This is a genomic window from Dactylosporangium sp. NBC_01737, from assembly GCF_035963215.1.
Classification (GTDB): Bacteria; Actinomycetota; Actinomycetes; order Mycobacteriales; family Micromonosporaceae; genus Dactylosporangium.
Window position 1 is genome coordinate 5,785,310 of sequence record NZ_CP109153.1, and the last position, 26,824, is coordinate 5,812,133.

General features: G+C 74.8%; 17 protein-coding genes and 3 pseudogenes. 13 read left to right on the forward strand and 7 right to left on the reverse strand.

What is annotated here, in order from left to right:
* The 12 genes and pseudogenes from OHA72_RS26090 (at position 1) to OHA72_RS26140 (ending at position 17,462) form a co-directional block, all read left to right on the forward strand.
* Positions 1 to 1,620, forward strand: coding sequence for a glycoside hydrolase family 10-like protein (locus OHA72_RS26090; RefSeq protein WP_327010420.1), 1,620 nt, complete (start codon positions 1 to 3; stop codon positions 1,618 to 1,620).
* Between the two features lie 124 nt (positions 1,621 to 1,744).
* Positions 1,745 to 2,071 (forward strand): ferredoxin, encoded by a 327-nt coding sequence (fdxA, locus tag OHA72_RS26095; RefSeq protein ID WP_327010421.1) that lies wholly within the window; start codon positions 1,745 to 1,747, stop codon positions 2,069 to 2,071.
* A 188-nt stretch (positions 2,072 to 2,259) separates the two neighbouring features.
* A pseudogene (locus tag OHA72_RS26100) lies at positions 2,260 to 3,672 on the forward strand (amino acid adenylation domain-containing protein); the annotation flags it as partial.
* A gap of 185 nt (positions 3,673 to 3,857) precedes the next feature.
* Positions 3,858 to 4,073: a phosphopantetheine-binding protein gene (locus OHA72_RS64840; RefSeq protein ID WP_442788677.1), complete on the forward strand. Its 216-nt coding sequence runs from the start codon at positions 3,858 to 3,860 to the stop codon at positions 4,071 to 4,073.
* A gap of 44 nt (positions 4,074 to 4,117) precedes the next feature.
* A pseudogene (locus tag OHA72_RS64845) lies at positions 4,118 to 6,747 on the forward strand (amino acid adenylation domain-containing protein); the annotation flags it as partial.
* Between the two features lie 123 nt (positions 6,748 to 6,870).
* Positions 6,871 to 7,146: a phosphopantetheine-binding protein gene (locus OHA72_RS64850; protein WP_442788744.1), complete on the forward strand. Its 276-nt coding sequence runs from the start codon at positions 6,871 to 6,873 to the stop codon at positions 7,144 to 7,146.
* The gene (locus OHA72_RS26115) at positions 7,139 to 10,405 is read left to right on the forward strand and encodes a non-ribosomal peptide synthetase (RefSeq protein WP_327010423.1); all 3,267 of its coding nucleotides are present in this window, start codon (positions 7,139 to 7,141) and stop codon (positions 10,403 to 10,405) included. The genes OHA72_RS64850 and OHA72_RS26115 overlap by 8 nt, the downstream gene beginning before the upstream one ends.
* Positions 10,402 to 12,969, forward strand: a complete 2,568-nt coding sequence (locus OHA72_RS26120; RefSeq protein WP_327010424.1) for a non-ribosomal peptide synthetase — start codon at positions 10,402 to 10,404, stop codon at positions 12,967 to 12,969. Before OHA72_RS26115 ends, OHA72_RS26120 begins: the two co-directional genes overlap by 4 nt.
* A gap of 74 nt (positions 12,970 to 13,043) precedes the next feature.
* Positions 13,044 to 13,709 (forward strand): phosphopantetheine-binding protein, encoded by a 666-nt coding sequence (locus tag OHA72_RS26125; protein ID WP_327011668.1) that lies wholly within the window; start codon positions 13,044 to 13,046, stop codon positions 13,707 to 13,709.
* A complete protein-coding gene (locus tag OHA72_RS26130) occupies positions 13,706 to 15,664 on the forward strand; it encodes an MFS transporter (RefSeq protein WP_327010425.1) in 1,959 nt (652 codons plus the stop codon). The genes OHA72_RS26125 and OHA72_RS26130 overlap by 4 nt, the downstream gene beginning before the upstream one ends.
* Positions 15,665 to 15,854: 190 nt before the next feature.
* Positions 15,855 to 16,694, forward strand: coding sequence for an AfsR/SARP family transcriptional regulator (locus OHA72_RS26135; RefSeq protein WP_327010426.1), 840 nt, complete (start codon positions 15,855 to 15,857; stop codon positions 16,692 to 16,694).
* Between the two features lie 4 nt (positions 16,695 to 16,698).
* A pseudogene (locus OHA72_RS26140) lies at positions 16,699 to 17,462 on the forward strand (thioesterase II family protein).
* Between the two features lie 6 nt (positions 17,463 to 17,468).
* Here the strand turns inward: OHA72_RS26140 and OHA72_RS26145 are convergent.
* The 7 genes from OHA72_RS26145 to OHA72_RS26175 form a co-directional block, all read right to left on the reverse strand.
* On the reverse strand, positions 17,469 to 20,264 hold the full coding sequence (locus tag OHA72_RS26145) for a helix-turn-helix transcriptional regulator (protein ID WP_327010428.1): 2,796 nt from the start codon (positions 20,262 to 20,264) through the stop codon (positions 17,469 to 17,471).
* Positions 20,265 to 20,467: 203 nt separating this feature from the next.
* Positions 20,468 to 20,692 (reverse strand): DUF5988 family protein, encoded by a 225-nt coding sequence (locus tag OHA72_RS26150; RefSeq protein WP_327010429.1) that lies wholly within the window; start codon positions 20,690 to 20,692, stop codon positions 20,468 to 20,470.
* A gap of 127 nt (positions 20,693 to 20,819) precedes the next feature.
* Positions 20,820 to 21,188 carry a nuclear transport factor 2 family protein gene (locus OHA72_RS26155; RefSeq protein ID WP_327010430.1) on the reverse strand — a complete coding sequence of 123 codons (369 nt, stop codon included), beginning with the start codon at positions 21,186 to 21,188 and terminating at the stop codon, positions 20,820 to 20,822.
* A 157-nt stretch (positions 21,189 to 21,345) separates the two neighbouring features.
* Positions 21,346 to 22,395 (reverse strand): 2-oxoacid:ferredoxin oxidoreductase subunit beta, encoded by a 1,050-nt coding sequence (locus OHA72_RS26160; protein ID WP_327010431.1) that lies wholly within the window; start codon positions 22,393 to 22,395, stop codon positions 21,346 to 21,348.
* Positions 22,388 to 24,247 (reverse strand): 2-oxoacid:acceptor oxidoreductase subunit alpha, encoded by a 1,860-nt coding sequence (locus tag OHA72_RS26165; RefSeq protein ID WP_327010432.1) that lies wholly within the window; start codon positions 24,245 to 24,247, stop codon positions 22,388 to 22,390. Before OHA72_RS26165 ends, OHA72_RS26160 begins: the two co-directional genes overlap by 8 nt.
* Complete coding sequence (locus tag OHA72_RS26170; protein WP_327010433.1) at positions 24,244 to 25,167, reverse strand: alpha/beta fold hydrolase; 924 nt, start codon at positions 25,165 to 25,167, stop codon at positions 24,244 to 24,246. The genes OHA72_RS26165 and OHA72_RS26170 overlap by 4 nt, the downstream gene beginning before the upstream one ends.
* Before the next feature lie 3 nt (positions 25,168 to 25,170).
* Positions 25,171 to 25,371 (reverse strand): ferredoxin, encoded by a 201-nt coding sequence (locus OHA72_RS26175; RefSeq protein WP_327010434.1) that lies wholly within the window; start codon positions 25,369 to 25,371, stop codon positions 25,171 to 25,173.
* 213 nt (positions 25,372 to 25,584) lie between these two features.
* On the opposite strand from OHA72_RS26175, the gene OHA72_RS26180 reads away from it, so the two are divergent.
* The gene (locus tag OHA72_RS26180) at positions 25,585 to 26,820 is read left to right on the forward strand and encodes a cytochrome P450 (RefSeq protein ID WP_327010435.1); all 1,236 of its coding nucleotides are present in this window, start codon (positions 25,585 to 25,587) and stop codon (positions 26,818 to 26,820) included.
* Positions 26,821 to 26,824 lie beyond the last annotated feature (4 nt).

Below are 26,824 nucleotides of genomic sequence, written 5' to 3' on the forward strand. Positions count from 1 at the left end.
ATGTCCGCTCGTCCGTCTGCCCTGCCTCGTCTGTCCGCGTTACTCTGCCTCGCCGCGGTGCTCGTCGTGCCCGCGCCCGCCGCCGCGGCCGTGCCTGCCTCCGCGGCCGCCGTGCCCGCCTGCGTGACGGACCCGGCCACGCCGAAGCACCAGCTGCGCGCCATGTGGATCGCCAGCGTCGTCAACATCGACTGGCCCAGCGCACCCGGCAAGACCCAGGCCGAGCTGCAGGCCGAGTACGACGGCTGGCTCGCCCTCGCCAAGTCCCTCAACTACAACGCCGTCATCGTGCAGGTCCGCCCGCACGCCGACGCGTTCTGGCCGTCGCCGCTGGAGCCGTGGTCGCAGTACCTCACCGGCGTCGCCGGCCAGGACCCCGGCTGGGACCCGCTGGAGTACCTGGTCCGCCGCGCGCACGAGGAGAACCTGGAGTTCCACGCCTGGTTCAACCCCTACCGGGCGAGCATGCCCGCACCCGGCGGCGCCGGCACCGACCTGACGAAGCTGCCGGCGAACAGCCCGCTGCGCGTCCACCCCGACTGGGCCGTCGCGTACCCGGTCGACAACGCGGGCGGCCGGCTCTACTTCAACCCCGGCATCCCCGCCGCCCGCGCCTGGGTGCAGGACGCCGTCATGGACGCGGTCACGAAGTACGACGTCGACGGCGTGCACTTCGACGACTACTTCTACCCGTACCCGGCGGCCGGGCAGGACTTCGGCGACGAGGCCACGTACGCGCAGTACGGCGCGGGCTTCGCCACGAAGGGCGACTGGCGGCGCAACAACATCGACCTGCTCATCCGGGAGCTGGACGGCCGTATCCACGCGGCAAAGCCGTGGGTGAAGTTCGGCGTCAGCCCGTTCGGCATCTGGCGCAACAAGGCCGCGGACCCGCTCGGCTCCGACACCAACGGCACCCAGTCCTACGACGCCAACTTCGCCGACACCCGCAAGTGGGTGAAGGAGGGCTGGATCGACTACATCGTGCCGCAGGTCTACTGGAACATCGGCTTCGCCGTCGCCGACTACGCGAAACTGGTGCCGTGGTGGGCCGACGTCGTGGCCGGCACCGACGTCCAGCTCTACATCGGCCAGGCCGACTACAAGGTCGCCGCCGCCGGCCAGCCGGCCGCCTGGTTCGACCCCCAGGAACTGTCCAACCACCTGACGCTGAACCGGCAGTACCCGCAGGTGCTCGGCGACGTGCACTTCAGCGCCGTCCAGGTCCGGGCGAACCGCCTCGGCGCCGAAACGATCCTCGCCGCCACGCACCACACCCGTCCCGCGTTCCCACCCGCGTGGGGACCGGCGAAGCCGCTGCTCTTCCCCGTCATCACCACGGCCCGGCGGACCGCCGCCGGCGCCGAGCTGCGATGGCGCCCGACGGTCAGCGGCGCCGGCCCGTTCGGCGAGGTCACCTCCTACGGCGTGTACCGCCTCGACACCGCCACGATCCCGACAGCCTGCGACCTCGCCGACGCCGCCCACCTCGTGGCGACGGTGCGCGGCACCACGTACACCGACCCCACCGCCGAACCAGGCAGGCACTACACCTATGTGGTGACCGCCCTCGACCGGCTCTGGCACGAGAGCGCCCCCAGCCCTCCACGCTGGATCTGACACAACCCCCGCCGCCACGCCCGACCCTGGAGCGTGGCGGCGGGGTGTGCCGCCGTGCCGGGGTCGGCCAGATCCCGGTCGGGGGCTTGAGGTGAAGTGGGGTTGAGATTTTATTCTCCGCGGCATGACCTTCGTGATCGCGTTGCCGTGTGTGGACCTGAAGGACAAGGCGTGCCTGGACGTGTGCCCCATCAACTGCATCTACGAGGGCGACCGCATGCTGTACATCCAGCCGGAGGAGTGCGTCGACTGCGGCGCGTGCGAGCCGGTCTGCCCCGTCGAGGCCATCTACTACGAGGACGACCTGCCGGACGGCTTCGGGGGCTACACCGCCGTCAACGCCGAGTTCTTCACCGCGATCGGCTCGCCGGGCTCGGCCCTGAAGGTCGGGCCGGTGCCGGCCGACCATCCGCTGGTGGCGGCGCTGCCACCGCAGGAGCACCACGGGTGAGCGCGGCGGTGGCGCGGGGCCGGCCGCGCCGCGAGGCCATTCGCGTCGAACTCCTTCATCGGCACGCTCCCGGATCGGCGGTGTCCGTCCTCCCCTGACGGACGGCGCGCTGCCGGGGCCGGTCGTGGCACGGTCCGCGAGCGGCCCGGGCACCGATGATCGTGGATGCGGTTTCGCTGTACAGATAGATGCGGCATGATTCCTCTGAGCAACGTCGTGGCATCGGTGCCGTGGACGGGGGAGGACTGCGCGTGTCTCATCGTGTCCATGTCGCGTTCGAGGAGCAGGCGCGGCGCACCCCGGAGCGGGTGGCGGTGATCGCGGGGCGGGTCCGCACGCGGTACGCGGAGCTGGACGCCAGGGCGAACCGGATCGCGCGGGAGCTGCGGCGGGCCGGGGCCGGGCGCGGTGACCTGGTCGGGGTGTGCCTGGGGCGCGACGAGCACCTGCTGCCCACGCTGCTGGGCGTGCTGAAGACCGGCGCCGCCTACGTGCCGATGGACCCGGCGTACCCGGCGGAGCGCCTCGCGTACATCGCCGCCGACACGACGATGCGCCTCGTCGCCACCAGCAGCGCCACCGCGGGCGCCGCCGGCCGGGCCATGACGGGACCGGCGGCCGGTCTCGTCGCGGTGGCGGTCGACGAGATCGGCGACGACGGCGACGGCACGGCGCTCGGGCTGCCCGGGGAGGGCGGCGACGCGGCGTACGTCATCCATACCTCGGGCTCCACCGGCCGGCCCAAGGGCGTCGTCGTCGAGCACCGCAACACCATGAACCTGCTGCGCTGGGAGGCGGCGGCGTACACCGCCGAGGAGCTGCGCGGCATGCTCGCCAGCGCGTCGATCAGTTTCGACCCTTCGATCAGTCAGCTGTTTCTGCCGCTGGTCGCCGGCGGCACGGTGATCCTCGCCGAGAACCTGCTGGCGCTGCCGGCGCTGCCGGCCCGCGACGAGGTGACCACCGTGTACGGGGTGCCGTCGGCGCTCGCCGCGCTGCTGCGGGAGCCGCTGCCGGCCGGCGTGCGGGCGGTGTTCGCCGGCGGTGAGCCGCTGACCCGCGCCCTCGTGGACCGGATCTACGCCAACCCCGGGGTGCGGCGGGTGCTCAACCTCTACGGGCCCACGGAATGCACCACCACCTGCGCGGTCGCCGAGATCGGGCGCGACGACGCGGGCGAGCCGCCGATCGGGCGGCCGATCGCCGGCGCGGTGACGGCCGTGCGGGACGGCGCCGGCCGGCCCGTCGCCGACGGCGAGCTGGGTGAGCTGTGGATCGGTGGGCCGGTCGTGTCCCGCGGCTACCTGCACGGGTCCGGCGACCGGTTCACCGGCGGCTGGTACCGCACCGGTGACCTGGTCCGCTCCTCCGGCGGGGTGCTGCGTTTCGCCGGTCGCGCCGACGACCAGGTGAAGGTCCGCGGCTACCGGGTCGAGCCCGGCGAGATCGAGGCCGTGCTGGTGCGCCACCCTGCCGTCCGCCGCGCCTGCGTGCTCCCGGCCGCCGGCGCCGACGGGGTGTCCCACCTGGTCGGGCACGTGGAGGCGACCGGCGTCGACGAGCGGAGCCTGCGCGTGTGGCTGCGCCGCCGGGTGCCGGAGCACCTGGTGCCGACCCGGCTCGGCGTGACCGACCGGCTGCCGCTGGGCCCGAACGGCAAGGTCGACCGGGCGGCGCTGCCCCGCTGCCGGCCCGGCGCGGGACGGCGACGGCCTACGTCGCGCCGCGCACGCCCACGGAGGCGACCCTGGCCGCGATCGTCGGTGAGGTCCTGGGGATCCCCGGCGTGGGGGTCGAGGACCGCTTCGCCGACCTCGGCGGGCACTCGCTGGCCGCGGCCCGGGTCTGCGCGCTCGCCGGCCGGGCGTTCGGCACCACCGTCACCCTGGCCGGGTTCCTCGCCGAGCCGACCGTCGCCGCCCTCGCCGCGCTGGTGCGGCAGGGCGCGGCACCGGCCGGGGACGCCCCGTGCGGCACGAGGGCGCGGTGGAGTACCCGCTGACCCCGACCCAGCGCGAGCTGTGGACGCTGCGGCAGATCAGTCCCGTGCCGGCCGTGACCACGGTGGCGTTCCGGGCCCGGCTCACCTGGCCGGTCGACGCGGCGGCCCTGCGGGCGGCCCTCGCGGCGGTGGTGGCGCGCCACGAGGTGCTGCGCAGCCGGATCGTCGAACGCGACGGCGAACCCGTCGCCGTGGTCGGCGCGGACACGACGGTGCCGGTGGCCGGGCACGACCTGCGCGACCGGCCCGCCGCGGTGCGCGCCGGCCTGGCGGACACGATCGCCGCGGCGGCGGCGCGGCACGCGTTCGACCTGGCCGACGGCGTACCGCTGCTGCGTGCGGACCTGATCCGGCTCACGGCGGACGTGTCGGAGCTCGTCGTCGTCACCGACCACGTGGCGTTCGACGGCTGGTCCACGGGGACGTTCCTCGCCGAGCTGGCGGCGGAGCTGACCGCCCCCGGCACCATTGACCCGCCGCCGGTGCAGGTCGGCGACCTCGCCGTGCTGGAGCCGACGCCCGGAGGGTCGTGGCGGGACGAGCTGGCGGGCGCGTCCCCGCCGGACGAGCTTTTCACGGGCACCGGCGGGTTCCGGGGCGAGCGGCTGACCCGGCCAGTGCCGCCGTCGCTGGTGGCCGGGCTCGCCGAGGTCTGCGCGGCGAGCGGCACGGCGACGTTCGCGGGCTGGCTGACCGCGCTCGGGCTGCTCCTGGCCGGGTACACCGCCCGCGCGGACGTTCTGGTGGGTGCGGTCGTGGCCCGGCGCGCCGGACCCGAGCTGGACGGGGTGATCGGCCCGCTCGTCGACGTGCTGCCGGTCCGGTTGCGGCTGGATCCCGCCGCCACGGCCGGTGAGACGATCGCGGCCGCCGCGGCGACGACGGCGCGGGCCCTGGACCGGCCGCGTCCGTCCACCGAGGACCTGTTCCGGGCGGTCGGCACGCAGCCGCGCGGCGCGATGCTCACGCCGGTGGTGCTGTCCGCGCAGCCGCCGGACCTGCCGGTCTGCGTCGAGCGGGGCGGGCTGCGCCTGGAGCTGCTGGGGGAGCTGGGCTGCGGCGGGGCGCAGAACCCGCTCACCGTCTTCGTCAACGAGACCTCCGGGGGCACCGAGCTGCAGCTGGAGTACGACCTCGACCTGACGGACCGGCAGTGGGCGGCGGCGTTCGCCGACCGGCTGCTGCTGGTGCTCGGGGAGCTGACTGCCGGCCCGGACCGGCCGCTGGCGCGGCTGCCGCTGGTCACCGCGGCCGAACGGGCGGAGCTGCTGGGTCGCTCGGCCGGCCCGCCGCTGCCGGCCGACGCGCCCGCCACGATGGTGGACGCGGTCGAGCGGCACGTGCGGCGGCGCCCCGACGACGTCGCCGTGGCCGGCGCGGATGCCACGATGACGTACCGGCAGCTGTGGGACGCCTCGGCCGAGGTCGCGGCGGCGCTGCTGGGGCGGGGCACCCGCCGGGGCGAGGTCGTCGGCGTGTGCCTCCCCGCGACCACCGGCTGCCCGCGACGCTGCTCGGGGTGTGGCGGGCCGGCGCCGCGTACCTGCCGCTGGAACCGGAGCTGCCCGCGCAACGCCTCGGGTGGCTCGCCGCCGACGGCGGGGTGCGCACCGTGCTGTGCCGCACCGTGACCGCCGCCGCGGCGGCAGGCGTGGCCGGGACCCGCCCGCTGGACCTCGACGCCGGCCACGGGCCGGCACCGGCACTGCCGCCCGCCGGGCCGCGGGATCTGGCGTACCTGCTGTACACGTCCGGCTCGACCGGGACACCGAAAGGGGTTGCGGTCGCGCAGGCCGGGCTCGCCTCGCTCGCCGAGTCGTTGCGGCACGAACCCGGCATCGGGCCGGGGGACCGGATGCTGGCCGTGGCCACGCTGAGCTTCGACACGTCGTGCGCGGAGCTGTGGTCCACGCTCGGCGCCGGCGCCTGCTGCGTGGTGGTGGACCGCGACACCGCCGTGGACGGCTACCGGCTGGCCGAGCGCATCGCCGCGCACCGGGTCACCGTCATGAACGTGCCGCCGACGATGCTGCGCACGCTGCTCGCGTCGGGCTGGACGGGCGCACCCGACCTGCGGGTGTGGGCCGGCGGCGAGGCCCTGGACGCGGCCCTGGCGCGGGAGCTGCTGCCGCGGGTCGGTCAGCTGTGGAACGTGTACGGCCCGACCGAGGCCACCGTGCTGTCCGCGGCGTACCGGGTGTCCGAAGTGGACGATGCGGACGCGACCGTGCCGATCGGGCACCCGATGCCCGGGGAACGGCTCTACGTCATGGATCCGCTGCACCGGCTGGCGCCGCCCGGCGTCGCGGGTGAGCTGTGGATCGGCGGTGCCGGCCCCGCGCTGCGCTACCACGACCGGCCGGAGCTGACCGCTGCCGCGTTCGTGCCCGACCCCGTCGTGCCCGGCGGGCGCTGCTACCGCACCGGTGACCTGGTCCGCCGCCGCGCCGACGGGGAGCTGGTGTTCCGCGGCCGGCGCGACCACCAGCTGAAGATCCGCGGGTACCGGGTCGAGCTCGGCGAGATCGAGGCGGCGCTGCGCGAGCATCCCGACGTCGCACACGCGGTCGTCACCGCGCGGGGCGAGGGTGCGCAGGCGCACCTCGTCGGGTACGTCGCCGGCCCGGTCACCGGGGAGCGGGCCGCCGCGCACCTGCGCGGGCGCCTCCCCGACTACCTGGTGCCGCACCGCTGGGTGGTGCTCGACGCGCTGCCGACCATGCCCAGCGGCAAGGTCGACCTGGCCGCGCTGCCGGAGCCCGGCGGGGACGGGCCACACCGGCCGGTCCGGTCGGTGATGGAGGAGCTCGTCGCCGACGTGTGGGCGCAGGTCCTCGCCGCGGACCGGATCGGCGCCGGCGACAGCTTCTTCGGCCTCGGCGGGCACTCGCTCGCCGCGACCCGGGTCGCCGGCCGGCTGCGCGACACGCTGGGCTGCGCGGTGCCGGTGCGGCTGCTCTTCGACCATCCGGTGCTCGCCGACTTCGCCGAGCGGCTGGAACGCCTTGTCATGGACGACATCGTGGCCGAACCGGGCCACAACCATCCGGGGAATGACTATGACCTTGTCTGACCGAGAGACCCCGCCGGACACGCTGCGGGAACTCATGGAGCGGCGGGTGGCGGCCGCGCGTGCCGCCGCGGCCGGGGCCGGCGCCGGTGCGGAGATCCCGCGCCGGTCCGACCCGGACGCGCCGCAGCCACTGTCGCCGGCGCAGCGCCGGCTGTGGTTCAACGCCCAGTTCGAGGACAACACCTCGATCTACCACGTGCCGGCCGTGCTGCGGCTGACCGGCCCGCTCGACGCGGACGCGCTCCTGGCGGCGCTGCGCGACGTCGCCGCCCGCCACGAGGTGCTGCGCAGCGTCATCGCCGAACCCGGCGCGGCGCCGACCGGCGACGCGGAGCCGGTGGCCGTCGCCGGGCCGGCCGACCGGGTCGCACTGACGCTGGTGGAGACCGACGAGGCGGCCCTGGCGGCGCTGGTACGGGCGGAGGTGAGCCGCCCGTTCCGGCTGGACCGGGAGCCGCCGATGCGGGCCGCGCTGTTCCGCCTCGCCGCCGAGCACCACGTCCTGGCGCTGACCGTCCACCACATCGCCACCGACGCCTGGTCGCAGGACCTGATGCTGGACGAGCTCGGCGCGCTCTACGCCGCCCGCCTCGGCCGGGCCGCGCCGCCCGCACCGCCGTCGCTGCAGTACGCCGACGTCACCGAGTGGCAGGACCGGCGGCCCACGCAGGGCGGCGTCGAGCAGCACGTCGACTGGTGGGTGCGGCGCCTCGCCGGGCTCGCCCCGGCCCTCGCGCTGCCGGCCGACCGGCCCTACCCGGCCGTCGCCGACTGGACCGGCGGCTACGTGCCCGTCAGCCTGCCCCCGGGGCTCGCGGCACGGGTACGCCAGAGCGCCAGGGACAACGGCGCCACGCCGTTCATGGTGCTGCTCGCCGCCTGGCAGGCGCTGCTCGGCCGGCTCTGCGGCAGCGAGGACGTCGCCGTCGGCGTGCCGGAGTCGGGGCGCCACCACCGCGCCACCGAAGCCGTCGTCGGCTGCTTCATCAACACCCTCGTGCTGCGCACGGACCTGTCCGGCGACCCGACCGGGCGGCAGCTCCTGGAACGGGTCCGCGAGCGCACCCTGGAGGCGTTCGGGCACGCCGAGGCGCCGTTCGAGCGGGTCGTGGAGGCGGTCGCGCCGGAGCGTTCCACCGCCACCACCCCGATCTTCCAGTCGATGCTGTTCCTGCTCGAAACACCCCAGCGGGACCCCGTGCTGCCGGCGGTGCGCGCCGAACGGCTCGACTCCCCGCTGGACTCCAACAAGTTCGACGTGAGCCTGTCGCTGACCGGCAGGGACGGCGGCTACGACGGGTTCATCAGCTACCGGCGGGACCTGTTCGACGCCACGACGGTGCAACGGTGGGCGCGCTGGCTGCTCGTCCTGCTCGACGGGCTGCTGGGCGGGCCGGACCGCCCGATCTCGCGGATCGACCTGCTCGGCCGCTCCGAACGGGCCGTGCTGGTCGCCCTGGGCACCGGCCCGGACCTGCCGGCGGACGCCCCGGCCACCGTGCTCGGCGCGGTCCTCGCCCAGGCCGGCGCCCGCCCGGACGCGGTCGCCGTCGACGGCCGCGACGGCACCCTCAGCTACGGCGACCTGGCCCGGGCCGCGGCGCGGGTCGCGGCCGCGGTCCGCGCGCACGGCGCCGGCCCCGGCACGCCCGTCGGGATCTGCCTGCCCCGCGACCGGCACCTGCCCGCCGCGCTCGTCGGCGTGTGGCAGGCCGGGTCGGCGTACGTGCCGCTGGAACCCGACCACCCCGCGGAACGGCTGCGCTACCAGCTCGGCGACTCCGGCGCGCGGGTCGTGCTCGCCGCGGCGGAGACCCTGGACCTGGCGCGCCGGCTCGCCGACGGCACCGGCGCGGTCGTCGTCGACCTGGCCGACGCCCTGGCCGACGCCCTGGCCGACACCCTGGCCGTGGCGCCGGGGGAGCTGCCGCCGGTCGGGCCCGGCGACCTCGCGTACATCCTGTACACGTCCGGCTCGACCGGCCGTCCCAAGGGCGTGGCACTCACCCACGGCAGCCTCGCCGCGTTCGTCGCCGCGAACTGTGAGCTGATGCCGGTGACCCCCGGCGACGTGATGCTCGGCCTGACCGCGCTCTCCTTCGACGTCGCGGGCCTCGAACTGTGGGTCGGGCTCGGCAACGGCCTGCGGCTGGTGCTGCTGGAGCGCGGCGTGGCCGTCGACGGGCACCTGGTGGCGAAGCGGATCGCGGAGTCCGGCGTGACCGTGATGACCGCGACCCCGACCACGTTCCGGATGCTCGTCGCCGCCGGCTGGCAGGCGCCGGCGGTGCGGGCGGTCGCCATCGGCGAGACCGTCGACCCGGCCCTCGCCCGGGAGCTGACGGCGCGGCTCGGCGAGTTCTGGAACGGCTACGGCCCCACCGAGACCGCGGTGACCTCCACCATGTACCGCGTCACCGCGCCCGTCGGCGACACCGTGCCGATCGGCTCGCCCATGGCCGGGGAATGGGTGTACGTGATGGACGCCGCGGGCCGCCTCGCGCTGCCGGGGACGGTCGGGGAGCTGTGGATCGGCGGCGCCGGTGTGGCCCGCGGCTACCACGGTCGGGCCGACCTGACCGAGGCGGCGTTCGTCGCCGACCCGGTCCGGCCCGGGGAACGCTGCTACCGCACCGGCGACCTGGTGCGGTGGCGCACCGACGGGCTGCTGGACTTCCTCGGCCGCCGCGACCACCAGGTGAAGGTGCGCGGGCACCGCATCGAGCTCGGCGAGGTCGAGGCGCGGCTGCGGGCGGCGCCCGGCGTGGCCGAGGCGGTGGTCGCCGTCGCCGGCAGCGGCGGCGACGCGCACCTCGTCGGCTACCTGGTGCCGCGGCCGGGATCGGTGCTCGACCCGCCCGAGCTGGAGACGCTGCTGCGGGCCGCGCTGCCCGAGCACATGGTGCCGCTGCGGTGGATGACGCTGCCGTCCCTGCCGGTCAACGGATCCGGCAAGGTCGACCGGGCCGCGCTGCCCGAGCCCCGCGACGACGCGCGGGAACACGTCGCGCCGCGCAGCGAGGCGGAGCAGCTCGTCGCCGAGGTCTGGGGTGCCGTGCTGCACCGCGACGAGCTGTCGGTGCACGACCACTTCTTCGCGCTCGGCGGGCACTCGCTGTCCGCGACGCTGGTCGCCGGCCGGCTGCGCGACGCGCTGGACCTCCCGGTGCCGGTGCGGCTGCTGTTCGAGCGGCCGGTCCTCGCGACCTTCGCCGCGGCCCTCGAAACGTTGCTGCTGGCCGAGGTGACGCAGGCGTGACCGTCACCGACAGCCAGCGCTCACTGATCCAGCAGCGGCTGGCCGGGGCGCGGCGCGCCGCCGCCCGCGCCGCCACGCACACCACCATTCCCGCCGGTGACCCGGGCACGCCCGCGCCGCTGTCACCGGCGCAGGCCCGGCTGTGGTTCATGCACCAGCTGGAGCCTTCCAGCGCCGCGTACCACGTGACCGCGACCGTGCGGCTCGCCGGTCCGCTCGACGTGGCCGCGCTGACCGCCGCGATCCGGGACCTGGCGACGCGTCATCACGTGCTGCGCAGCCGGTTCGCCGACCACGACGGGGCGCCGGTCGCGGTCATCGGCGCGGCGCAGGACGTGCCCGTCGAGGTCGCGGGATCCGTCGAGGCGTTCCGGCAGCGGCCGTTCCGGCTCGACGAGGAGCCACCGCTGCGCGCCCTGATCAGCCGTACGGGCCCGGACGAGCACCTGCTGCTGCTCGTCGTGCACCACATCGCGTTCGACGCGTGGTCGGTCGACCTGGCCCTGCACGAGCTCGCCGGCCTCTACGCCGCACGGGTCGCCGGCCGGCCGCTGCCGGTCGCGCCGGCGGTGCAGTACGCCGACTACGCCCGCTGGCAGGCCGGCCGTGAGACGTCCGCGGCGGACCTCGACTGGTGGGTCGAGCGGCTGCGGGGTCTCGCGCCGGTGCTGGACCTGCCGACCGACCGGCCCCGGCCCGCGGTCGCCGGCGCCGGCGCCGGGCAGGTGCCGGTGAGCGTCCCCGCCGCACTGACCGCGCGGGTCGCCGAGCTCGCCGCGGCCTGCGGCGCCACCCCGTTCATGGTGCTGCTCACCGCATGGCAGGCGCTCCTGGCCAGGGTGTGCGGCACCGACGACGTGCCCGTCGGGGTCCCCGCGGCCGGCCGGCACCACCCCGACGTCGAGAAGATGATCGGCTGTTTCATCGGTACGCTGGTGCTGCGCACCGACTGCTCCGGCGACCCGACGGGCCGGGAGCTGCTGGTGCGGGCCCGCGAGACCGCGATCGACGCGCTGGCACACGCCGAGACACCGTTCGAGCGGATCGTGGAGCGGCTGCAGCCCGAGCGCAACCTCGCCACCACCCCCATCTTCCAGGTGCTGCTCAACGTCCTGGAGCAGCCGGCCACGCCGCCGCGCTTCCCGCACCTGGCCGCGCACGACGTCGAGCTGCCGATCCGCACCACCAAGTACGACCTGAACCTCGGACTGTCCAGAGTGGACGACGGCTACCGGGGTTCGCTGGTGTACCGCACCGACCTGTTCGACGAGGAAACCGCCCGGCGGCTGGCGGGCTGGTACCTGGCGCTGCTGGCGGGACTGACCGCCGAACCCGGCCGCCCGGTCGGCGACCTGCCCCTGGAACCCGGCGTGCGACCCGGCCCGGCCGGGCCGCGGGTGACGTACTGCCTGGACGTGCCGCTGCACGAGCTGATCTCGCGGCACGCGGCGGGCACACCGGACGCGCCCGCCGTCCTCGCCGCGGACGGCCGGCTGACCTACGCCGAGCTCGACCGGCGGGCCGCGGTGGTGGCGGCGCGGCTGCGGTCGGCCGGGGTGCGGCCGCAGGAGCCCGTCGCGGTGCTGACCGAACGCGGGATCAGCCTGCCCGTCGCGATGCTCGGCGTGCTGAAGGCCGGCGCCGCCTACCTCCCGATCGACCCCGGCTACCCGGACGGGCGGGTGGCGGAGATCCTCGCCGCAGCCGGGGCCCGGTTCGTGCTCACCGAGGCGGCGTTCGCGGGCCGGGTCCCCGGTGCGCTCGTCGTCGCCGGCATCACGGGCGAGCCGGCGGCGCCGGTGCGGGTGCCGATGGACCACCTCGCGTACGTGATCTTCACGTCGGGATCGACGGGGCGGCCCAAGGGCGTCGCGGTCGAGCACCGGCAGATCACCCACTACCTGCACGCCGTCGCGGACCGCATCGGGCGGCATGCCTCCTACGCGCTGGTGTCCACGCACGCCGCGGACCTCGGCATGACGAACCTGTTCGGGGCGCTGAGCACCGGTGGCGTCGTGCACCTGGTGGACCGGGAGACCGCCACCGACCCGGAGGCGTTCGCCGCGTACCTGGCCGTGCACCCCGTCGACGCGATGAAGCTGGTGCCCAGCCACCTGGAGCTCCTCGCCGCGCACGGCGACCTCGCCGCGCTGCTGCCCCGGCGGCTGCTCGTCCTGGCCGGCGAACCCTGCCCGTGGGAGCTGATCGAGCGGGTCGAGCGGGTCCGCCCCGACCTGGACGTGCAGGTGCACTATGGCCCGACCGAGACCACGGTGTCCGTGCTCGGCTGCGACGTGCGCGCCGTCCCCGCCGACCGGCGCCACGGCACCGTCCCCATCGGGCGGCCGCTGCCGAACGTCGACTGCGTCGTCACCGACCCGGCCGGCCGGCCCGTGCCCGCGGGGTGCCGGGCGAGCTGCGCATCGGCGGCCCCAGCGTCGCCCGCGGCTACCTGCACGGGCGCGACGAGCGGTTCACCGGCGGCTGGTACCGCTCCGGCGACCGGGTCCGCGTCGACGCGCACGGCCTGGTGCAGATCCTCGGCAGGGTCGACGACCAGGTGAAGATCCGCGGCTACCGGGTCGAGCTCAACGAGGTCGCCTCCGCGGTGCGCGCCGTGGACGGCGTCGCCGAGGCCGTGGTCCTGCCGGTCGGCGAGGCGCACACCCGCCGGCTCGCGGCCTGGATCACGCCCGCGACCGCCGACCCGGGCCCGGTCAGGGCCGCGCTGCGGGACCGGCTGCCGGACTACATGATCCCGTCGGCGTTCGTCGTGCTCGACCGGCTGCCGCTGACCGCCAACGGCAAGGTCGACCGGGCCGCGCTGCCCGCACCCGAGCCGCCCGGCGCCGCCGGCCGGGTCGCGCCGCAGACCCCTGCCCAGGTGCGGATCGCGGCGGCCTGGGCGCAGGTCCTCGACGACACAGACGTCGGGCTGGACGACGACTTCTTCGCCCTCGGCGGCGACTCGTTCAAGGCCGTGCGCGCGGTGCGCGCCATCGATCCGCAGCTGCGGGTCATCGACCTGTTCACCCACCCGACCGTCCGGGAGCTCGCCGCGCACCTCGACGACGGCGGCGGCGCCACCGGGCTGCTGCACCGGCTGGCGGGTCCGGCGGCGGCCACGCTCACCGTCGTCTGCGTCCCGTACGGTGGCGGCTCCGCGGCCGCGTACGGGCCCCTGGCGAAGGAACTGGCGCAGCGCATGCCGGGCGCCGCCGTCCTCGCCGTCGAGCTGCCCGGGCACGATCCGGCCCGCCCCGACGAGCCGGCGCTGCCCTGCCGGCGCTCATCGACCGGGTGATCGCGGACCTGCCGACCGGCCCGGTGCTGGTCTACGGCCACTGCGTCGGCTCGGCCGCCGCGACCGAGCTGGCGCTGCGGCTGGAGGCCGGGGGCCGCGACGTCGCCGGGCTCGTCGTCGGCGGCAGCTTCCCCGCCGCCCGGCTGCCGGGCCGGGTCGCGGCGTGGCTGCACCGGCGCATCCCCGCCACCTGGTGGACCTCCGACCGGGCGTACCGCGACTTCCTGCGCACGCTCGGCGGCCTCGACGACGACGCGGAACTCGACGCCGACGTGATCCTGCGCGGGCTGCGCCACGACGTGGACGAGGCGCAGACCTGGTTCACCCGCGAGCTGACCGGGCCGGACCGGCGCCGGCTGCGGGCGCCGGTGCTGTGCCTGATCGGCGCCCGGGACCGCTCCACGGAGCTGTACGAGGAGCGCTACGCCGAATGGGGCGCGTTCGCCGACCGGGTGGCCCTGGCCGTCCTGCCGCGCGCCGGGCACTACTTCATCAAGCACCAGGCCGCGGCGGCCGCGGACAGCATCGCCGGCGCCGTGCGGGACTGGCGCGGGGGCCGGCCGCCGGCGCCGGTCAGCACCGCCGTCACCGGCGGCCGGGCCCGCCGCGACCTGCGCGAGTTCTACCTGATGGCGGCCGGCCAGACCGCGTCGCTGATCGGCGCGGCGCTGAGCTCCTTCGCGCTGGGCGTGTGGGCGTACCAGCAGCACGGCCGGGTCGCCGACTACGCCCTGGTCACCATGCTGGCGCTGCTGCCCGCGATCGTGGTTCTGCCGCTGGGCGGCGCGGTCGCGGACCGGTTCGACCGGCGGCGGATCATGCTCGCCTGCAACGGCGCGGGCGCGGCGGTCATGACGGTCGTGGTCACCCTGCTCGCGCTGGGCCGTCTCGAGATCTGGAGCGTCGGGCTGCTCGCCGGGCTGCTGTCCACGGTGACCGCGTTCCACCGGCCCGCATACCTGGCCGCGGTGGCGCAGCTGGTGCCCAAGCCGTACCTGGGGCAGGCCAACGCCCTGGCGAACCTGGGCCCGGGCATCGGCATGCTCATCGCGCCCCTCGCGGGCGGCGCGCTGATCACGGCCCTGGGCATGCCGTGGGTCGTCGCGGTCGACGTGGTGTCACTGCTGCTGGGCATCGGCACCCTCCTCGTCGTGCGGCTGCCCGACCGGCTGTTCCGCCGGCAGGAGGAGACGTTCGTCCGCGCCATCGCGGGCGGCTGGCGGTTCCTCGTCCGGCGCCGGCCACTGATGATCATGATCGGGTTCTTCATCGTGGAGAACTACCTGGCCATGCTCGCCCTCGCCGTCACCGTGCCCACCGTCTACGCGTTCGGCGGCACGACCGCGGTCAGCGTCGTCACCACGTGCAGCGGCGTCGGCGCGGGCCTCGGCGCCCTCGCCATGGTCCTGTGGGGCGGCGCCGAACGCCGCGCCACCGGCATGGTCGGCTTCGTCGTCGGGGTCGGCCTCGGCGCGGCCCTCGTCGGGTTGCGGCCGTCCATCGTGGTCGCCGCGGCCGGCAGCCTCATCTGGTACGCCTCGCTCACCGTCCTCAACGCGCACTGGCTCGCCATCATCCAGGTCAAGGTGGGCCTGGAGCTGCAGGGCCGGGTCCTGGCCACCAACCAGATGCTGGCCGTGGCCATGACCCCGCTCGCGTTTCTCACCGCACCACCGCTCACCGGCGCCGTCACGCCGCTGCTCAGACCCGGCGGCGCGCTCGCGGGCACGGTCGGCCAGGTGATCGGCACCGGCGCCGGCAGGGGCACCGCCCTGATCCTCCTCGCCTGCGGGCTGCTCCTGGTGGCCTGGGGTGCGCTGGGCCTGGCCTACCGTCCGCTGCACCGGATGGAGGACGACCTGCCCGACGCGTCGGCGGGCGCTGAGATCCCGGACACCCTCGATGAGGTCCAGGCCGCCGCCGACCGCGCCGCGACCAGCACCCGCAGGTCGTAGCCGCAGGGGGTAGGGGTAGGGGGCGCCCCGTGTTGGGGTTGTCGCGGACAGTACCCGTGGTTAGCGTTCCCAACGTCCGGAAACGCCACAAAGAAATCGTCATTTGCCAATGTGTTAACGGCGTGTTTCTGGTGGAAGGAACGGGGTTCGGGCCCATGGTGATGAACATTCGTTTACGGGGGTGCGATTCGTGAACGCTCTGGTGGTCCATGACACGCAGGACTCGGCACGGCGGGAGACCGGCCGGTTGCGGTACGAGATCCTCGGCCCGCTGCGGGTGACGGGGCCCGGCAGCGGGTCCTTCATCCGGGCGCACAAGATGCAGATCCTGCTCGCGGTGCTGCTCGTGCGCTCCGGCCAGGTGGTGCCGATGCATTACCTCACCGATGAGATCTGGGGCGAGAACGCCCCACGCCGGTCGACGGCCGCGGTGCACGTCTACATTTCGCAGCTGCGGAAGTTTCTCGGCCAGTACGGCGAAGGCAGCAGCCCGATCGTCACGCGCCCGCCGGGGTACCTGCTCAACATCGACGACGGTGAGCTCGACCTGCGGGACTTCGAGAAGCTGGTCGGGCTGGGCCGGCAGCAGGCGCGGGCCGGGCAGCACGAGGAGGCCGCCGCGTCCTACGCCGCCGCGCTGCAGCTGTGGCGCGGCCCGGCGCTCGGCGGCCTGCGCGACAGCCGGGTGGTCAACGCGTTCGCGGCCTGGCTGGACGAGAGCCGCCTGGAGTGCACCGAGATGATGGTCGAGTCGGGGCTGGCCCTGGGCCGGCACCGCTCGCTCATCAGCCTGCTGTACTCGCTGGTGGCCCAGCAGCCGCTGCACGAGTCGTTCTACCGGCAGCTGATGCTGGCGCTGTACCGCTCGGAGCGGCAGGCCGACGCGCTGAAGGTGTACCAGTCGGCCCGCACGACCCTGCGCAACGACCTGGGGCTGGAGCCGTGCCGGTCGCTGCGGGACCTGCACGTGGCGATCCTGTCCGGCGACCGGCGGCTGGACCTGCCGGCCGGCGCGCCGCGGCGGGGGTGACGCGATGACCCACACCGCGGCGCTGCGCCGTGACAACGACTGGGTCCGCCGGTACCGCCCGGCGGACGACGCCCCGGTGCGCCTGGTGTGCCTGCCGCACGCCGGGGCGCGGCGAGCTACTACCGGCCCATGGCCGCGGCGCTGGCGCCCGCCGCGGACGTCCTGGCGGTGCAGTACCCGGGCCGGCAGGACCGCCGCGACGAACCGTGCGAGGCGGACCTCGGGCGGCTCGCCGACCGCGTCGCCGAGGCCCTGGAGGGCTGGACCGACCGGCCGCTGGCGTTCTTCGGGCACAGCATGGGCGCCGTCGTCGGGTTCGAGGTGGTGCGGCGCCTGGAGGCCGCCGGTGCGGCGCCGGTGCGGCTGTTCGCGTCCGGGCGGCGGGGGCCGGCCTGCCGGCGGGACACCCCGCCGGTGCACCTGGGCGACGACGCGCACGTCCTGGCCGAGCTGCGCCGGCTCAGCGGCACCGACGCCACGCTCCTCGGCGACGACGAGGTGGTCCGGATGATCCTGCCGGCGATCCGCGGCGACTACACCGCGATCGAGACCTACGAGTGCCCGCCGGGCGCCGCCGTCGCCGCGCCGATCACGGTGCTCACCGGCGACAGCGACCCGCAGACCACGATGGCCGAGGCGGGCGCGTGGCGCGCGCACACCACGAGCGGGTTCGACCTGGCGGTCTTCCCCGGTGGGCACTTCTTCCTCAACAGCTGCGGACCGGCCGTCGCCGGCACGGTCCGCGCGGCGCTCGGCCTCGGCGGCTGAGGCGCTTCAGGCGACGTCGACGCCGCCGGGCGGCAGCTTCTGCAGCAGGTCCGCCCGGCGGCTGATCTTCAGCTTCCGGTACACCCGGGTCAGGTGCTGCTCCACGGTGCTGACCGTGACGAAGAGCTTGCCGGCGATCTGCCGGTTGGTGTGCCCCATCGCGGCCAGCCCGGCCACCCGCTGCTCGGCCTCGCTGAGCCGGGCGATGCCGTCCTGGCCCGGCAGCATCGCCGGTGGGGCGTCCGGATCCGGTGCCTGCCGCTGCTCCGTGCCGGGAAGGTTCTGTAACGGCAGCGCGGCCGCGCCGCACTCGTACACCAGCCGCCGCGCCCTGCGGGCCATCATGTGCGCCTGGGTCTGCTGCCCCGCCTCCTGGTAGCTGCGGCTCAGATCGGCGTAGGCGTGCGCCAGCTCGAGCTGGTCGCCGGCGGTGTGCAGCAGCTGGATGCTCTGCTGCAGCAGCGGTGAGCGCTCCGACGGCCGGTCGACGGTGGCGGCGAGGATCCGCAAGGAGATGCCGCGGGTGCGGGGCAGGCCGGCGGCGAGTAGCCCGAGCTGTGCCTCGGTGAGCTGGCGCGCGGAATGCCACTGCCCCAGCCGGATGTACGCCGCGGCCGCGTCCGTGCGCCACGGGATCATCGACGGCAGGTCGATGCGCCAGCGTTGCATCAGGTCGCCGCAGAGCAGGAAGTCGATGAGTGCCTCGTCGGGCTGGCCGGTGACGAGGTGGAAGCGGCCACGCGCCTGCAGGTAGTGCAGGCCGAACGGGGTGTCGAACAGCGCCTCGGGCACCGCGAAGTTGAGCAGCGCGGCGGCCTCCTCGAACCGGCCCATGCCGCACATCACCAGCACCAGCACCGCGATCGGCACACCGATCAGCACGCCCCAGCCGCCGGGCGGCATGAACTGCAGGCCGGAGCGGGCCAGCTCCTCGGCGGCGCGCAGGTCGCCCTGCCGGCCGCTCACCGACGCCCGCATCACCGTGAACAGCGCCTGCCAGGGGCGGCCGGCCACGGTGCGGCGCAGGCGGTCGCAGCGGGACGCGGCGGCGCCGAGGTCGTCGGTGTAGATCAGCTCCGACACGGCCATCGCGTTGGCGCCCATGATCAGGTCCTCGGCGTACTGCCCGTGTAACAGGCGCTCCGCGCGCGTCACCTGCTCGGGGATCGGCCGGGGTGGCCCGGGCACGGAGGTGACCACGGTGAGCCGCCGGCCCGCGTCGGCGGTGGCCGGGTCGCCGGGTGGCGGCAGGACGCCGTCGTGGCGCAGCCGCTCGGACAGGTCGGGGTACATGAAGCGCAGCCACGGCTGCGTGGCCGCGAGGGCCCGGACGCTCTCGGCCTCGCCGTCGCCGGCGGACGAGGCGATGCACCGCATCACCTCGTCGGCGTCGGCCTCCATGCCCTTCCACAGCAGGTGCTGGGCGAGCACCGCCAGCTCGCCGCCGCTGAGCCACCCGCCGCGCATGGCGGACACCAGCTCGGGCAGCCGGCGGGCGGCGACGGCCGGGTCGATGCGCCACTCGGCCGAGACGAGCTGGGTCCGCACCGCCCACCGCTGCCGGTCATCGACGCAGGCCCGCTCGCCGAGCCGCAGGTAGCGCAGCGCGTCGGCGAGGTTGCCGGCCGCGGCGGCCGCCTTGCCGGCCTCCCGCAGCACGTCGGCGCGCCAGCGCTCGGCCTGCTCCGCGCTGCCGTCGGCGCCCTCGTCGCCGTCGGCCAGGTGCGGGGCGACGGCCTCGGCGGGGGCGCCGGCCTCGTGCAGCAGCTGCGCGGCGCGGCGGTGCAGGGCGGTGCGCTCGCCGGGTGTCATCGCGTCCAGCACGGCCATCCGCGCGGCCGGCGCGCGGAACCGGCCGCCGTCCAGCAGGCCGGTCGTCTCCAGCGCGCCGAGCGCGTGCGTGACGACGTCGGGGGTCACGTCCAGCAGCCGGTCCAGGATGCCGGGATCGCCGAGCACCGCGAGCCCGCGGGCCGCCCGCAGCAGCGTCGATTCGCAGCGGTACAGGCAGCTCATCACCGCCTCGGCGAATGCGTCCCCGACGACCAGCTGGTCGCCGGACGCGTCGGCGCGGGTCGGCTGGTCCTGCGCGAGGGCGTTGACGAGCAGGGGGTTGCCGCCGCTGGCCTGCCAGCACGCCCCGGCCAGCCGGCCCGGCACGCCGCCGAGCCGGTCGGCGAGCACCGTGGCGACGCCCTCGGGGGACAGCAGGCGCAGCCGGATCTGGTGGCTGTGCGGCTGGCGCAGCAGCTCGCCGGCGAACAGCGGCCGGGCCTGCCGCCGCTCCCGGTCGGCGAGCACGACCAGGACCGGGGCGGTGTCCGCGCGGCGGATGACCGCCAGCAGGCATTGCAGGGACACGGGGTCGGCGTGGTGGACGTCGTCGACGCCGATCGCGAGGGGCTGGTCGCGGGCCAGGTCGAGCAGCTCGCCGCAGAGCCGCAGGAAGGCCGGGACGGTGGTCAGTGCGGTGTCGTCCGCGTCCGGTGCGTGCAGCACGCAGCTGAGCACGATCTCGTCGATGAGCGCCGCGACCCGCGCGGCCGTCTCGGCGTCCGGCTGGGCGCTGCGGAACAGCTGCTCCACCACGCCCAGCGGCAGCGCCCGCTCCGCCCGCGAGGCGACCGCGTGCAGGTAGCGAACGCCGGCGCCGGTGGCGACGCCGGCGAACGCGTGCAGCAGGGCGGTGCGGCCGCTGCCGGCCGGGCCGCGGACGACGACCAGTGCGCCCCTGCCCTTGTGGGCGTCGTCGAGTAGACGGGTCAGCGTCGCGAGCTCTGCTTCCCGTTCGGCCAAGGTCATCCGCCGAGCCCCCCGTGGTCGTCGCGATGAAGATCAATGCAGGGAGGTGCTACCGCCGATTCTTTGTGTCGTCGGATGGCATCGTTGCCGGTTCGATCCTAGTCCGTCGGCGGCGAGCGGTGGGGGCGGTCGAGTTAGGGCCAAGGGGTCGACTGTTGCCAATGTGTTAAATCCATCTGCCGCTCGCGGCGGAACATGCCTGGTCATTCCGCGATTTTGGTGCGCCCGGTCCAGCGGAACAGCGCCGGCCCGGCCTCCGGCGCGGGCTCCCTGACGAGTTCGAAGTGCTCGTAGCCGTTCCGGTGCGGAAGTTTGATCTTCGTGGTGTCCACCGGCGTCCGGCAGAACCGCGCCGACTCCTCGATCGAGCGCGGTCCGCCTTCGAGAAAGGCGTCGTACAGGTCGTCTTCACCATTGACAGTTGTCACGTGTCAGGCTCCGTTCTCCCGGGCTGAAAGACATATCCAGCCTAATGAGGAATGGAGTCCGGTCCTACCCCAGAACGCAACCCCTAAAGGGATTGACAAACGTCGCGTTGCCACGTTGTGAATGGCGTCATGCGGAGGTCATTCGATATGTCCACAGTTGGGTCATGCGGCCGTCCTCGACCCGGACCCGCCAGACGAACCGGCTGGCGGGCTCCGCGGCGGCGGCCGCCGCGGAGCCCTCGCCCACACCGCCGACCACGACCACCTGATCGCCGTCGGTCAGCATCGACTCCACGTGGAAGCGCAGGTCGGGGCGGGCCGCGCGGGTCCGCAGCACGGCCTGGCGCACCCCGTCGGGGCCGGTGACCTCCGGGTGCGCGTGATCCACCCAGTCGCGGCTGAGGATCTCCGTGGCCGCGGACGTGTCGCCGCTGTTCCACATTTCGAAGTACCGCGCCACGACGCTTTTCGACGATTCCTGCAGCTGTGTGCCCATCGCCGGTCACCCCCGATTTCCCCCGTTGTGCCCGCACGCTTCCGGCGGGCAACGCCGCGCCGGCGGCGACGCCCGTAGGACGCTACCCGGGGCGTGAGAGGCCGGCGGCGGAAATCCGCCGACATCACGGAAACGGGGGAAATGGGGTATCGGGGGTTTATCCGATCGTCCAGCGCTCCCCGGCGCCGAGCCGGGCGGCGAGCCGGTCCCGCCGTGCGGCGGGGTCCGTCCCGCCCGGCGAGACGGTCCCGCCGGCCGGAAGCGGCGGCGGTGCCGGCGGTGGGTACGCATCGTTGAACGGGGTGCGCGACACGGCGCGGAACACCCCGATCGGCGTCGGCCCGCCGTCGTGGGGGAGCCGGGACAGGGCGAACGCGTACGCCGGGTTGACCCGGTGCACGTCGTGCCGGACGATCGCGGCCGGGTCCGCGCCGGCCGTCGGCTCGACCGCCAGGTCGCCGTCGGCGGTGCGCGTCAGGCACCGTGCGCCGCCGGCCCCGAAGGTCACCGGCGCGCCGTGCTCCAGCCGGATGAGATGCTCGTCGCGGATCCCCGGCTGCTTGAGGTGGTCGAACGTGCCGTCGTTGAAGATGTTGCAGTTCTGGTAGATCTCGACCAGCGCCGCGCCGCGGTGGGTGGCCGCGGCCCGCAGCACCGCGCGCAGGTGCTCCCGGTCGGCGTCGATGCTGCGGGCGACGAACGTCGCCTCGGCGCCCAGCGCGAGGGAGACCGGGTCGAACGGCGCGCCCGGCGAGCCGGACGGCGAGGACCGGGTCACCTTGCCGGTCTCCGACGTCGGCGAGAACTGGCCCTTGGTCAGCCCGTAGATCCGGTTGTTGAACAGCAGGACGGTGATGTCGACGTTGCGCCGCAGCGCGTGGACGAGGTGGTTGCCGCCGATCGACAGCGCGTCGCCGTCGCCGGTCACGACCCACACCGACAGGTCGGGCCGGGTGAGCGCCAGCCCGGTGGCGATGGCCGGTGCCCGCCCGTGGATCGAGTGCATGCCGTAGGTGTCGAGGTAGTACGGGAACCGCGAGGAGCAGCCGATGCCGGACACGAACACGGTCCGCTCGCGGGGGACGCCGAGCTCCGGCAGCAGCGACTGCACCGCGGCCAGGATGGCGTAGTCGCCGCAGCCCGGGCACCAGCGCACCTGCTGGTCCGAGCGGAAGTCGGCCGGGCGCAGGGGCAGCGCTTCAGGCATCACGGATCACCTCCTCCAGCACGACCTCGAGCTCACCGGCGGTGAACGGCAGCCCGCGCACCTGGTTGTACTGCAGGACGTCGATCGCGAACCGGCCGCGCACCAGGTGCGCCAGCTGGCCGAGGTTCATCTCCGGCACCAGCACCCGCCGGTATCGGCGCAGCACGGCCTCCAGGTTGCCGGGCAGCGGCGAGAGGTGCCGCAGATGCGCCTGCGCGACCGGCAGCCCCCGCTGCCGCAGCGCGAGGACGGCGGTGCGGATCGGGCCGTAGGTGGAGCCCCAGCCCAGCACGAGCACGCCCGCGTCGCCGAGCGGGTCGTGCTCCACGGCCACGTCCGGCACCGCGATGCCCTCGATCCGGGCCGCCCGGGTGCGCACCATCAGGTCGTGGTTCGCCGGGTCGTAGGAGATCTCGCCGGTGCCGTCGGCCTTCTCCAGGCCGCCGACCCGGTGCTCCAGCCCGGGCGTGCCCGGCACCGCCCAGGCCCGCGCGAGGGTCAGCGGGTCCCGCGCGTAGGGCAGGTACCGGCCGTCCGGCCCGTTCGGTTCGGTCGCGAACGTGACGCGCAGGTCCGGCAGGTCCTCCACGTCGGGCACCAGCCACGGCTCGGCGCCGTTGGCCAGGTACCCGTCGGACAGCAGCAGCACCGGTGTGCGGTACGCCAGCGCGATGCGAGCCGCCTCCACCGCCGTGTCGAAGCAGTCGGCGGGGGAGCGCGCCGCGACGACCGCGACCGGCGCCTCACCGTGCCGCCCCGACAGCGCGATCGCCAGGTCGGCCTGTTCCGTCTTCGTGGGCAGCCCGGTGGACGGCCCGGCCCGCTGCACGTCGACGACCACCAGCGGCAGTTCGAGGGCCACGGCCAGGGAGATCGTCTCGCTCTTGAGCGCCAGCCCCGGCCCCGACGTGGCGGTGACGCCGAGCGCCCCGCCGTAGGACGCGCCGAGCGCCGCGCACGCCGCCGCGATCTCGTCCTCGGCCTGCAGCACGGTCACGCCCAGGTCGGCGAACCCGGCGAGCTGGTGCAGGATGTCGGAGGCCGGAGTGATCGGGTACGCGCCGAGCAGCACCGGCAGCTCGGCGGCGACCCCGGCGGCGGCCAGGCCCAGCGCCAGGGCCGTGTTGCCCGTGACGGTGCGGTAGGTGCCCGGCGGCAGCGCCGCGGCCCGCACGCTGCAACGCACCGCGAACGCCTCGGTGGTCTCGCCGAAGCTCCAGCCGGCCTCGAACGCGGTGACGTTGACCTCGGCCAGCTCCGGGCGGCGCCGGAACCGCCGGCGCAGCGCCTCGACGGCGGCGTCGTGCGGCCGCGCGTACATCCACGACAGCAGCCCGAACGCGAACATGTTGCGGGCCCGTTCGGCGACCGCGCGGGCCGGCGCGAGACCGGCGAGCGCACCGGTGGTGAGGCCGGTCAGCGGCACGGCGTGCACGGCGAACGCGTCGAGGGAGCCGTCGCCGAGCGGGTCGATGGCGTACCCGGCGCGGCGCAGGTTGCGCGGCGTGAACTCGTCGGTGTTGACGATGATGACCGCGCCCGGCGGCAGGTCGGCGGTGTTCGCCCGCAGCGCGGCCGGGTTCATCGCCACGAGCACGTCCGGCGCGTCGCCGGCGGTGGCGATGTCGTGCGCGGCGAAGTGCAGCTGGAAGCTGGACACGCCGGGCAGCGTGCCGGCGGGCGCGCGGATCTCGGCGGGGAAGTTCGGCAGCGTCGACACGTCGTTGCCCAGCCGCGCCGCGTCGGCGGTGAACAGGTCGCCGGTCAGCTGCATCCCGTCGCCGGAGTCGCCGGCGAAGCGGATGACGACCCGGTCGAGCTCCCGGACCCCGGCGACCCCGTCGGCGGTCATGACCGGCCGGCCAGGTCGCCGGCCGGGTCGCCGGCCGGGTCGCCGGTCGGCTCGCCGGCTGCCGCCCAGTGCCGGCGCAGGCAGGCGACGAGGTTGCCGGCGCGCTCGTCCGGCAGGAACAGCTTCGCGCCGTCGAGCTCGACGACCTCGGTGACGCCGGGGATCGTGTCGCGCAGCCAGTACGCCCAGTCCATTCCGTAGTGCGGGTCGGCGTTGCCCCACACGACCAGTGTCGGCACGGTCAGCTCGCGCAGGCCCGGCACGGCGGCACGCAGGTGCTCCGGGTCGATCGCGACGAGCATCCGTTCGAAATCCCGCGCCGTGTCCAGCCGCCCGGCGATCGGCTCGAGGTACGCCCGGTGCACCGCGATCGGCAGGTCCTGCGGCCGTTCGTGGCCACCGGCGAGCGGCCGCTGCTGCGGCGCGGTCTGCTCCAGCCGCTCGTACATGCCGACCAGCCGTGGCGCGAGGGTGCCCTCGGCGGCCCAGCCGATCGTGCCGCGGAACGACGGGTTCGGGATGTTGCCGTCGGTCTCGCAGTTGGTCAGCGTGAGCGTGCGCAGCAGCTGCGGCGTGCGCGCCGCCAGCATCTGCGCGAGCGCGCCGCCGGTGTCGTTGCCGACCAGGTCGACCCGGTCCAGCCCGAGCGCGTCCAGGGTGCCGCGGACGGCGTCGGCGAGCCCGTTGAGCGACAGGTCCTGCCCGGCCGCGGCCCGGCTGCGGCCGTGCACCGGCAGGTCGACCGCCACGCACCGCCGCTCGCCTGCGAGGGCGCCGATGACGTGCCGCCACAGGTACGCGTTGGTGCCCAGCCCGTGCAGGAACACCGCCGGCGGGCCGCTGCCGACGTCCACATAGGACACCTCGCCGGCCGCGGTGCGGGCCACGCCCCGGTGGGCGTCCAGTTCAGCCAGTTCCATGCCTCAGTCCGCGTCTTCGACGAGGATCGCCCGCTCGGGGCAGGCCAGCGCGCCGCGCAACGCCATGTCCCGGCGGGCCGGATCGAGGTCGAAGACCCCCATCTCGTTCATGCCCGAGGACTGGCTGATCTCGTACACCTCCGGCGCCATCGCCTGGCACATGCCGTGGCCCATGCACCCGTCCGGGTCGACGCTCACCTTCATGGCACTCCCTCGTCGCAGCGGTTGAGGCCGACTGTGGAGGTGCCGTCTAAAGCCCGTCCTCAACGCGGGCTAAAGCGGGGCCGGTCGCTTTAGCCGGCGGCAAGCGGCGGCTTAGTGGCCTTCAGGAGCCTGGCCGCACGGGCACCCGGCCCACCGCCCCGGCCCGCCGCCCAGGCTCGCCGCCCGGGCCCGCCGACGAGGAAGGAGACCACCATGAAGGAAGCGACGGCCACGGACAAGTGCCCGTTCCACGGCCCGCAGACCCTCGAGGAACGGATCCGGCAGTACAGCATCTACCAGCCGTGGCTGCAGGACGACCCGATCCCGGTGTTCGACGAGATGCGCGAGCACGCGCCGATCGTGCGCTCCGAGGAGTTCGGCGGCTACTGGATCCTCACCCGGTACGAGGACGTGGAGTGGGCCGCGCGCAACCCGGAGATCTTCTCCAACGCGCAGGTCGGCATCCCGCACCGGGAGATCTTCCCGGCCAAGCAGATCCCGGTGCAGCTCGACGGCGACGAGCACCGCAAGTGGCGTCAGGCGCTGTCGGACCTGTTCAACCCCGGCGTGGTCAACCAGATCACGCCGCAGCTGCGGCAGGCCACCATCGACACGATCGAGCCGCTGGTGGAGAAGGGCCGTTGCGACTTCATCGAGGACGTCGCGGTCAAGCTGCCCGCCGAGGCGTTCCTGATCAACTTCGGGATCGGGCGGGAGTATCTGCAGTCGCTGCAGGACCACAAGAACTGGCTGCGGCGCGAGGCGCTGCCCAAGGCCCGCAACGACGAGGACATCCGCGAGGCGAACAAGCCGCTGTGGCAGTTCTTCTCCGACGCGATCGACCGGCGCCGCGCCGAGGGCACCGAGGGCCGCATCGACGTGCTCAGCCGGCTGCTGAACACCAGCTACGACGGCCGGCCGCTCACCCAGGACGAGATGGTCAACGCGGCGTTCGTGACGATGCTCGCCGCGCTGGACACCACGACCGCGGCGCTCGGCCTCATCTTCCAGTACCTGGCCCGGCACCCCGAGGCCCAGGACATGATCACGCGGCAGCCCGATCGCATCCCGCAGATGATCGAGGAGCTGTTGCGCCACGAGCCGGTCGTGTCGACCGGCCGCCTGGTGACGCAGGACGTCGAACGGCACGGCGTCACCATGCGCAAGGGCGACCGGGTCCTGCTGTCCTGGGGCATGGCCGGGCTCGACCCGAACGTCTTCGAGGACCCGGACCGGGTCGACTTCGACCGCCCGACCAGCCGCCACCTCGCCTTCGCCGTCGGCCCGCACCGGTGCCTGGGCATGTTCGTCGCCCGCCGGGTGATGAAGGTCGCGGTCGAGGAGTGGCACGCGCGGATCCCGCGGTACTCGATCGCCGCGGGCACGACCCCGGTGCGGCACTACTCACCGGCCCGGGGCCTGCGCAGCCTCGAGCTCACGTACCCCTGAGCCG

Bases quoted from the DNA above. Each gene is read 5' to 3' on its own strand.
- OHA72_RS26175 (WP_327010434.1), bottom strand. From the start codon at position 25,371: ATGAAGGTGAGCGTCGACCCGGACGGGTGCATGGGCCACGGCATGTGC.
- OHA72_RS26090 (WP_327010420.1), top strand. From the start codon at position 1: ATGTCCGCTCGTCCGTCTGCCCTGCCTCGTCTGTCCGCGTTACTCTGC.
- OHA72_RS26170 (WP_327010433.1), bottom strand. From the start codon at position 25,167: ATGGAACTGGCTGAACTGGACGCCCACCGGGGCGTGGCCCGCACCGCG.
- fdxA (WP_327010421.1), top strand. From the start codon at position 1,745: ATGACCTTCGTGATCGCGTTGCCGTGTGTGGACCTGAAGGACAAGGCG.
- OHA72_RS64850 (WP_442788744.1), top strand. From the start codon at position 6,871: ATGGAGGAGCTCGTCGCCGACGTGTGGGCGCAGGTCCTCGCCGCGGAC.
- OHA72_RS26180 (WP_327010435.1), top strand. From the start codon at position 25,585: ATGAAGGAAGCGACGGCCACGGACAAGTGCCCGTTCCACGGCCCGCAG.
- OHA72_RS26165 (WP_327010432.1), bottom strand. From the start codon at position 24,247: ATGACCGCCGACGGGGTCGCCGGGGTCCGGGAGCTCGACCGGGTCGTC.
- OHA72_RS26160 (WP_327010431.1), bottom strand. From the start codon at position 22,395: ATGCCTGAAGCGCTGCCCCTGCGCCCGGCCGACTTCCGCTCGGACCAG.
- OHA72_RS26155 (WP_327010430.1), bottom strand. From the start codon at position 21,188: ATGGGCACACAGCTGCAGGAATCGTCGAAAAGCGTCGTGGCGCGGTAC.
- OHA72_RS26145 (WP_327010428.1), bottom strand. From the start codon at position 20,264: ATGACCTTGGCCGAACGGGAAGCAGAGCTCGCGACGCTGACCCGTCTA.